The sequence below is a fragment of the Streptomyces sp. NWU339 genome, from assembly GCF_003143855.1.
Classification (GTDB): domain Bacteria; phylum Actinomycetota; class Actinomycetes; order Streptomycetales; family Streptomycetaceae; genus Streptomyces.
Genome location: NZ_QFRK01000027.1, coordinates 86718 through 93912, shown reverse-complemented (window position 1 = coordinate 93912; position 7195 = coordinate 86718). Strand labels below are relative to the sequence as shown.

The 7195-nt window shown below is 72.0% G+C and carries 7 protein-coding genes and 1 pseudogene; 7 read left to right on the top strand and 1 reads right to left on the bottom strand.

Translation table 11 applies throughout. The annotated features are described in order from the left end of the window. From DIZ27_RS27525 to DIZ27_RS27510, 4 genes are all read left to right on the top strand, one after another. The coding region (locus DIZ27_RS27525; RefSeq protein WP_309074910.1) for a carboxyl transferase domain-containing protein at positions 1–688 on the top strand (688 nt) is incomplete at its 5' end. A 13-nt stretch (positions 689–701) separates the two neighbouring features. Continuing rightward, positions 702–911, top strand: a complete 210-nt coding sequence (locus tag DIZ27_RS27520; protein ID WP_109381153.1) for an acyl-CoA carboxylase epsilon subunit — start codon at positions 702–704, stop codon at positions 909–911. 92 nt (positions 912–1003) lie between these two features. Next, positions 1004–1132 carry a morphogenic membrane protein MmpB gene (mmpB, locus tag DIZ27_RS47435; RefSeq protein ID WP_109381152.1) on the top strand — a complete coding sequence of 43 codons (129 nt, stop codon included), beginning with the start codon at positions 1004–1006 and terminating at the stop codon, positions 1130–1132. 31 nt (positions 1133–1163) lie between these two features. After that, a complete protein-coding gene (locus DIZ27_RS27510; RefSeq protein ID WP_109381151.1) occupies positions 1164–1790 on the top strand; it encodes a nucleoside triphosphate pyrophosphatase in 627 nt (208 codons plus the stop codon). On the opposite strand, the gene DIZ27_RS27505 is transcribed toward DIZ27_RS27510, so the two are convergent. Then, positions 1759–2232 carry a hypothetical protein gene (locus DIZ27_RS27505; RefSeq protein ID WP_109381150.1) on the bottom strand — a complete coding sequence of 158 codons (474 nt, stop codon included), beginning with the start codon at positions 2230–2232 and terminating at the stop codon, positions 1759–1761. The two genes, DIZ27_RS27510 and DIZ27_RS27505, sit on opposite strands and share 32 nt — an antisense overlap. Positions 2233–2596: 364 nt before the next feature. On the opposite strand from DIZ27_RS27505, the pseudogene DIZ27_RS27500 reads away from it, so the two are divergent. From DIZ27_RS27500 to DIZ27_RS27490, 3 genes and pseudogenes are all read left to right on the top strand, one after another. Beyond that, positions 2597–4370, top strand: a pseudogene (locus DIZ27_RS27500) (acetyl/propionyl/methylcrotonyl-CoA carboxylase subunit alpha). A 181-nt stretch (positions 4371–4551) separates the two neighbouring features. Then, on the top strand, positions 4552–5916 hold the full coding sequence (locus DIZ27_RS27495) for an MFS transporter (RefSeq protein WP_109381149.1): 1365 nt from the start codon (positions 4552–4554) through the stop codon (positions 5914–5916). Between the two features lie 37 nt (positions 5917–5953). Beyond that, on the top strand, positions 5954–7126 hold the full coding sequence (locus tag DIZ27_RS27490; protein WP_109381148.1) for an anhydro-N-acetylmuramic acid kinase: 1173 nt from the start codon (positions 5954–5956) through the stop codon (positions 7124–7126). Positions 7127–7195 lie beyond the last annotated feature (69 nt).

Sequence of the window (7195 nt, the reverse complement as noted above, 5' to 3'; positions counted from 1 at the left end):
GCTCGAGCACGTGCTGGACGACGGCGAGTTCTTGGAGACGCAGCCGCTGTTCGCGCCGAACATCCTCACCGGCTACGGCCGCGTGGAGGGCCGGCCGGTGGGCGTGGTGGCCAACCAGCCGCTGCAGCTGGCCGGCTGCCTGGACATCGCCGCCTCCGAGAAGGCGGCCCGGTTCGTGCGCACCTGCGACGCCTTCAACGTGCCGGTGCTCACCTTCGTGGACGTGCCCGGCTTCCTGCCCGGGGTGGGCCAGGAGCACGAGGGCATCATCCGCCGCGGCGCCAAGCTGATCTTCGCCTATGCGGAGGCCACGGTGCCGCTGATCACGGTGATCACCCGCAAGGCGTTCGGCGGCGCCTACGACGTGATGGGCTCCAAGCACCTGGGCGCCGATGTGAACCTGGCCTGGCCGACCGCGCAGATCGCGGTGATGGGCGCGCAGGGCGCGGTCAACATCGTGCACCGGCGCGCCCTGGCCGAGGCGGAGGATGCCGAGGAGACCCGCGCGCGGCTGATGCGGGAGTACGAGGACGCCCTGCTCAACCCCTACACCGCGGCCGAGCGCGGCTACGTGGACGCGGTGATCATGCCGTCCGAGACCCGCCGGCACATCGTGCGCGGGCTGCGTCAGCTGCGCACCAAGCGCGCGGCGCTGCCGCCCAAGAAGCACGGCAACATCCCCCTCTAGCCCAGGAGCCGCTGTGATCAAGGTCGTACGGGGCAACCCCACCCCGGAGGAGCTCGCCGCCGCACTGGCGGTGGTCCGCGTCCGCGCCGCGGCGGCGTCCGCCACGCCGTCCGGCGCGGACGCCCCCCGCGACTCCTGGTCCGACCCGTCCCGCATCGCCGCCCACCACCTGCCCCAGCCGGGGCCGACGGCCTGGTCACGGACGTACTGGCCGGGCGGGTAGGGCTGTCCGACGCGCCGGCCGGCGGTGACGCCCGGGGAAGTTGAGTACGCGTACTCAGGCGCCCCGGGGGTCGTCGCCGGAGCATGGAAGGCATGCTGTGGTCCGACCCCGAGAACGAGCCGCCCAAGGAACTGCGGGACACGCAGGACATGTTGCGGCGGCTGAGTGTTCTCGTGGCGCTGGCCATGGTGCTCGCGATGCTCGTGATCGGGGTGAGGTGAGGCATCCGGTCCACGCCGATACGCTGACCGTATGACAGATCAGCCCCGCCGCCGGCTCGTGCTCGCCTCCCAGTCCCCCGCCCGGCTCGGGCTGCTCCGCCAGGCCGGACTCGACCCCGAGGTGGTCGTCAGCGGTGTCGACGAGGACGCCGTCACCGCACCCACCCCGGCCGAACTGGCACTCGCCCTCGCCGAGGCGAAGGCCTCCGTCGTCGCCGCGAAGCCCGAGATCAAGGGCGCACTGGTGATCGGCTGCGACTCGGTGCTCGAACTGGACGGCCGGGCCCTCGGCAAGCCCAGGGACGCCGAGGAGGCCACCGCTCGCTGGAAGGCGATGCGGGGCCGTGCGGGCGTCCTCCAGACCGGCCACTGCGTCTACGACACCCTCGCCGAGGGCAGGCGGTACGCCTCCGCAACCGCGTCCACCGTGGTCCGTTTCGGCGAGCCCACGGACGAGGAGATCGCCGCCTACGTCGCGTCCGGCGAACCGCTCCGGGTCGCGGGGGCGTTCACCCTGGACGGCCGCTCGGCCCCGTTCATCGACGGCATCGACGGCGACCACGGGAACGTCATCGGCATCAGCCTGCCGCTGGTGCGGCGCCTGCTGGCCGAGCTGGGCGTCGGCATCACGGAGCTGTGGGCGCCGCCGGAGGCGTGAGCGGGGCCCCGCTGGGCGCGGGGTCGGCGGACTCGGGAGCGACGGGCTCGTCCGGGCGGTCGTGCGTCATCAGCAGCAGGACGATGAGGCCCAGCACCACCGCCATGTACAGGAAGGCGTGCGGGCCGACCAGGCCCCACCCGAACGCGCCGAGCATCGCGTGCACCACGGCGGCGCTGATCAGCAGCACCCTGCCCGGTCCGGCGGGTGCGCGGTCACGCAGGGCGGCCAGCAGCGCGACGAGGCCGCACAGCGCGAAGTAGAGCCCGAAGACGATGCCGCCGGCCTTCGAGGACACCGACATCACGTGCGGGTCGAGGCCGGCCAGCGACATGTGCTGCCGGTCGACGACGACCCCGAGGAACCAGTTCACCGCCCCGATGCCGAGCGCCTCGACGAAGAGCACGAGTGCCACGATCCACGCCACCGGTCTGCGGACCACCGGCCCCCACCCACTTTCGAGCACGACTGTGGTTACCCCGAGTATGTTCAAGACAGCGCGAACGTTACTGACAAGTAAAGTCGGGGACAAGGGTCCCGCGAAGGGCAGAGAACCATTGGGCCATTCGTAGGGACTCGACAAAAAAACGTAGTGGGCCGCAGCACGCTCTCACAGAGACCTTGACCACATGAGAAGGCTAGGGTTTCCCGAAGGAGTCTTGCGTACCAAGGTGCGACATGGGATTTCGCGGGTCGAGCGAGCCTCGGATCACGCTCCGTGTGGGCAAGCTCACCAATGGGGACGGGTCGTAGTGCCGTGTCGGCAGTCCCTAAACTCGGCTTGTTTCAAGGAGGGAGCCTCAATCGTGCGCAAGGTGCTCATCGCCAACCGTGGCGAAATCGCTGTCCGCGTGGCCCGGGCCTGCCGGGATGCCGGCATCACCAGCGTCGCCGTCTACGCCGACCCGGACCGGGACGCCCTGCACGTCCGCGCCGCGGACGAGGCCTTCGCCCTGGGCGGTGACACCCCCGCCACCAGCTACCTCGACATGGACAAGGTGCTGAACGCCGCCCGCGAATCCGGCGCGGACGCCATCCACCCCGGCTACGGCTTCCTCTCGGAGAACGCCGACTTCGCCCAGGCGGTCCTGGACGCCGGCCTGACCTGGATCGGCCCGCCCCCGGCCGCGATCCGCGCCCTGGGCGACAAGGTCGCCGCCCGGCACATCGCCCAGCGCGCCGGCGCCCCCCTGGTGGCCGGCACCCCCGACCCGGTCACCGGCGCCGACGAGGTCCTCGCCTTCGCGCAAGCAGCACGGCCTGCCGATCGCCATCAAGGCCGCCTTCGGCGGCGGCGGCCGCGGCCTGAAGGTCGCCCGCACCCTGGACGAGGTGCCCGAGCTGTACGAGTCCGCGGTGCGCGAGGCCACCGCCGCCTTCGGCCGCGGCGAGTGCTTCGTCGAGCGCTACCTGGATAGGCCGCGGCACGTGGAGACCCAGTGCCTGGCCGACACCCACGGCACCGTGGTGGTCGTCTCCACCCGGGACTGCTCGCTGCAGCGCCGCCACCAGAAACTGGTCGAGGAGGCCCCCGCCCCCTTCCTGACCGAGGCGCAGACCGCCGAGCTGTACGCCGCCTCCAAGGCCATCCTGAGGGAGGCCGGCTACGTCGGCGCCGGCACCGTGGAGTTCCTGGTCGCCGCCGACGGCACCGTCTCCTTCCTGGAGGTCAACACCCGCCTCCAGGTCGAGCACCCGGTCACCGAGGAGGTGGCCGGCCTGGACCTGGTGCGCGAGATGTTCCGCATCGCCGCCGGCGAACCGCTGGGCTACGACGACCCGCCGCTGCGCGGCCACTCGCTGGAGTTCCGGATCAACGGCGAGGACCCCGGCCGCGGCTTCCTGCCCGCCCCSGGCACGGTCACCGCCTTCGCCGCGCCGTCGGGGCCGGGGGTGCGGCTGGACGCCGGGGTGGAGGCCGGCAGCGTGATCGGCCCGGCCTGGGACTCGCTGCTGGCCAAGCTGATCGTCACCGGCCGCACCCGCGCCGAGGCGCTGCAGCGCGCCGCCCGCGCCCTGGACGAGTTCACCGTGGAGGGCATGGCCACCGCCCTGCCGTTCCACCGCGCCGTGGTCGCCGATCCGGCCTTCGCCCCCGAGGTGCACGGCCAGGACGGCCCGTTCACCGTGCACACCCGGTGGATCGAGACCGAGTTCGTCAACGAGATCAAGCCGTTCACGGCCGGCCCGGACGGCGAGGCGGAGGCGGAGGCGGACCGGGAGACGGTGGTGGTGGAGGTGGGCGGCAAGCGGCTGGAGGTCTCGCTGCCCGCCTCGCTGGGCATGTCGCTGGCCCGCACCGGGCTGGCGGCCGGCGCCAAGCCCAAGCGCCGGGCGGCGAAGCGGTCCGGGCCGGCCGCCTCCGGCGACGCCCTGGCCTCGCCGATGCAGGGCACCATCGTCAAGGTCGCGGTGGAGGAGGGGCAGCAGGTCGCCGAGGGCGACCTGGTGGTGGTGCTGGAGGCGATGAAGATGGAGCAGCCGCTGAACGCGCACCGCTCGGGCACCGTCAAGGGGCTGAGCGCCGAGGTGGGCGCGTCGGTCACCTCCGGCGCGGTGATCTGCGAGATCAAGGACTGACGGGGCCTCAGCCTCCGCCGTGCGCCGGTCCGCAGCGGCGGAGGCTTCGTCCCGGCCCGGTCGACGCGGCCGGCGCTGTTGGTGAAAGTTATCGGCAGGTGATGGATGGGCCATTGAAACTAACTTCCAATCAAGGAAAGCTTCCGTCCGCTTGGCATCCATGACGTCGAGAGGGCGCCGTATGACCATTCCCGTGCACGGCCCGGTCGAGGGAACCGCCAAACCGCCGCGATCGCGCAGGGCTCTGGTGGCGGGGTCGGTGGGCAACTTCATCGAATGGTACGAGTTCGGCGTCTACGGATATTTCGCCACCATCATCGCCGCCAACTTCTTCACACCCGAGGGCGGAAGCGACGTCGAGGCGTTGGTCAAAACCTATGCGTCCTTCGCGCTCGCCTTCTTCTTCCGCCCGGTCGGCGCGGCCGTCTTCGGCCGCTTGGGCGACCGGATGGGGCGCCGCCCCACGCTGATCCTCGTCATCCTGCTGATGACCGGTGCCACCACCTTGATCGGTCTGCTTCCGACGTACGCCACGCTGGGTGCCGCGGCCCCCTGGCTGCTCACGCTGCTGCGCATCGTCCAGGGTCTGTCCGCGGGAGGGGAGTTCGGCGGTGCCGTCTCGATCATGACGGAGTTCGCCCCGCCGGGGCGGCGCGGGCTGTACGGGTCCTGGCAGTCCTTCACGGTGGCCCTCGGCCTGCTTGCCGGAGCGGGCATGGCCGCGCTGCTGGCCACCGTGCTGACCGAGCCGGAACTCAACGAGTGGGGCTGGCGGCTGCCGTTCCTGCTGACACTGCCCCTGGGGCTCGCCGCCCTGTGGCTGCGGCTGAAGCTGGAGGAGACCCCGTCCTTCCAGCGAACGCGAACGCAGACGCAAATTCAGACTCAGACACAGTCCCCGGGCGCGGGGGGCCGCCCGCAGGCGGTGACGCCGGCACCTGCCCCCGCACGTGAGGTGGCCAAGGCCATCGCACTCGGTGCCGGGCGGCTCATGGGATGGTCGGCGGCCGGCTACACCTTCCTCGTCGTCATGCCGTCCTACCTCCAGAGCACGCTCAACACCTCGTTCCAACAGGCCCTGATCGCCACGGTCCTCGCCAACCTGGGCTTCGCGGCCTCCATCATCCCGGCGGGCGCGCTGAGCGACCGGATCGGCCGCCGCGCGGTGATGGTGGCCGGAGCGGTGCTCGTGGCCGTCCTCGCGTTCCCTCTGATGCACCTGTTGCAGGATTCCGGCACCTCGACGGCCGCCAAGAGCCTCGCGGTGTTCGCCGCCGGTGCCGCCGTCGGGTTGATGGCGGGCCCCGGGCCCGCCATGCTCTCGGAGATGTTCCCCACCAGCGTCCGCTACACCGGCCTCGGTCTGGCGTACTCGCTGTCCAACGCCGTCTTCTCCGGATGCGCCGGCCTGATCATCACCGAAGCGATCAAACGGACCGGCAACATCGACATCCCCGCCCACTACGTGGTCGTGACCTGTGCCGTCAGCACGCTCGCCCTGCTCACCCTGCGCGGCGACGACCACCGGCGCGCGTTGCGCGACTGACCGCCGTACGGACCGGGGAAGAGGTGTGAGGATGAGGATGCGGGTCATCGGGCTGATGTCGGGGACGTCCCACGACGCGGTCGACGCCGCCGCGGCCGACCTGACCCTTGAAGGGGACAGTCTGCTGCTGACACCCCTGGGCTTGGTGAGCGACCCCTACCCACAAGAGTTGCGGGCCGCCCTGGCGGCCGCGCTGCCGCCGGCGTCGACCACGATGAAGGACGTGTGCCGGCTCGACACCCGAATCGGCCAGGCGTTCGCCGCCGTGGCCACTCGTGCCGACCGGGAACTGTGCGACGGACGCGCCGACCTCGTCGTCTCCCACGGTCAGACCGTCTACCACTGGGTCGAGCGGGGCCGGGTGCACGGCACACTGCAGATCGGCTCACCCTCCTGGATCGCCGAGGCCACCGGCCGCCCGGTGGTCTCCGACCTGCGCACGCGCGACGTCGCCGCCGGCGGCCAGGGCGCGCCCCTGGTGAGCATCGTCGACGTGATGTGGCTGCGCGGGCGGCCCGGTGTGCCCGCCGCCCTGAACCTCGGGGGAATCGCCAACCTCACGGTGGCCGGCTCGGCCGGTGACCCGGTCGCCTTCGACTCCGGCCCCGCCAACGCCCTCGTCGACGCGGCGGTGCACGCCCTCACCGACGGTCGGCTGGGATACGACCGGGACGGAACGCTGGCCGCCCGGGGCAGGGTCGACCCCGCTCTGCTGCAGCGTCTCCTCGACGAGCCCTACTACGCGAAACCGCCGCCCAAGACGACCGGCAAGGAGCTGTTCCACTGGCCCTACCTGCAAGCCGCCCTGACCGGCCGCGACCGGATCCAGGCCGAGGACGTGGTCGCCACCGTCACCCACCTCACCGCCCGCACGGTCGCCGACGCGGTCCGCGCGGCCGGGGCGAGCGAGGTCATCGCCTCGGGTGGCGGAACCCTCAATCCCACCCTGATGTCCATGCTGCGCACCGCGCTGCACGGCATCCCGCTGCGGACCTCCGACGACCTCGGGCTGCCGTCGGCGGCCAAGGAGGCCTACGCCTTCGCCGTCCTCGGATACCTGACCGCGCACGGACTGGCCGGCACGGTCCCGGCCTGCACCGGCGCCCGCCGTCCCAGCGTCCTGGGCTCGATCACGCCCGGCAGCCGGGGGCTGCGCCTGCCGGAACCCGCCGCGGCCACCCCCCTGCGTCTGCGCACGGTACCGGCCTGACGTCCCTGTGCGGGAAGGTCACCGCCGAGGCCGGCCCGCCCCGTGTCGGCTACGATCTTCGCAGTCGGC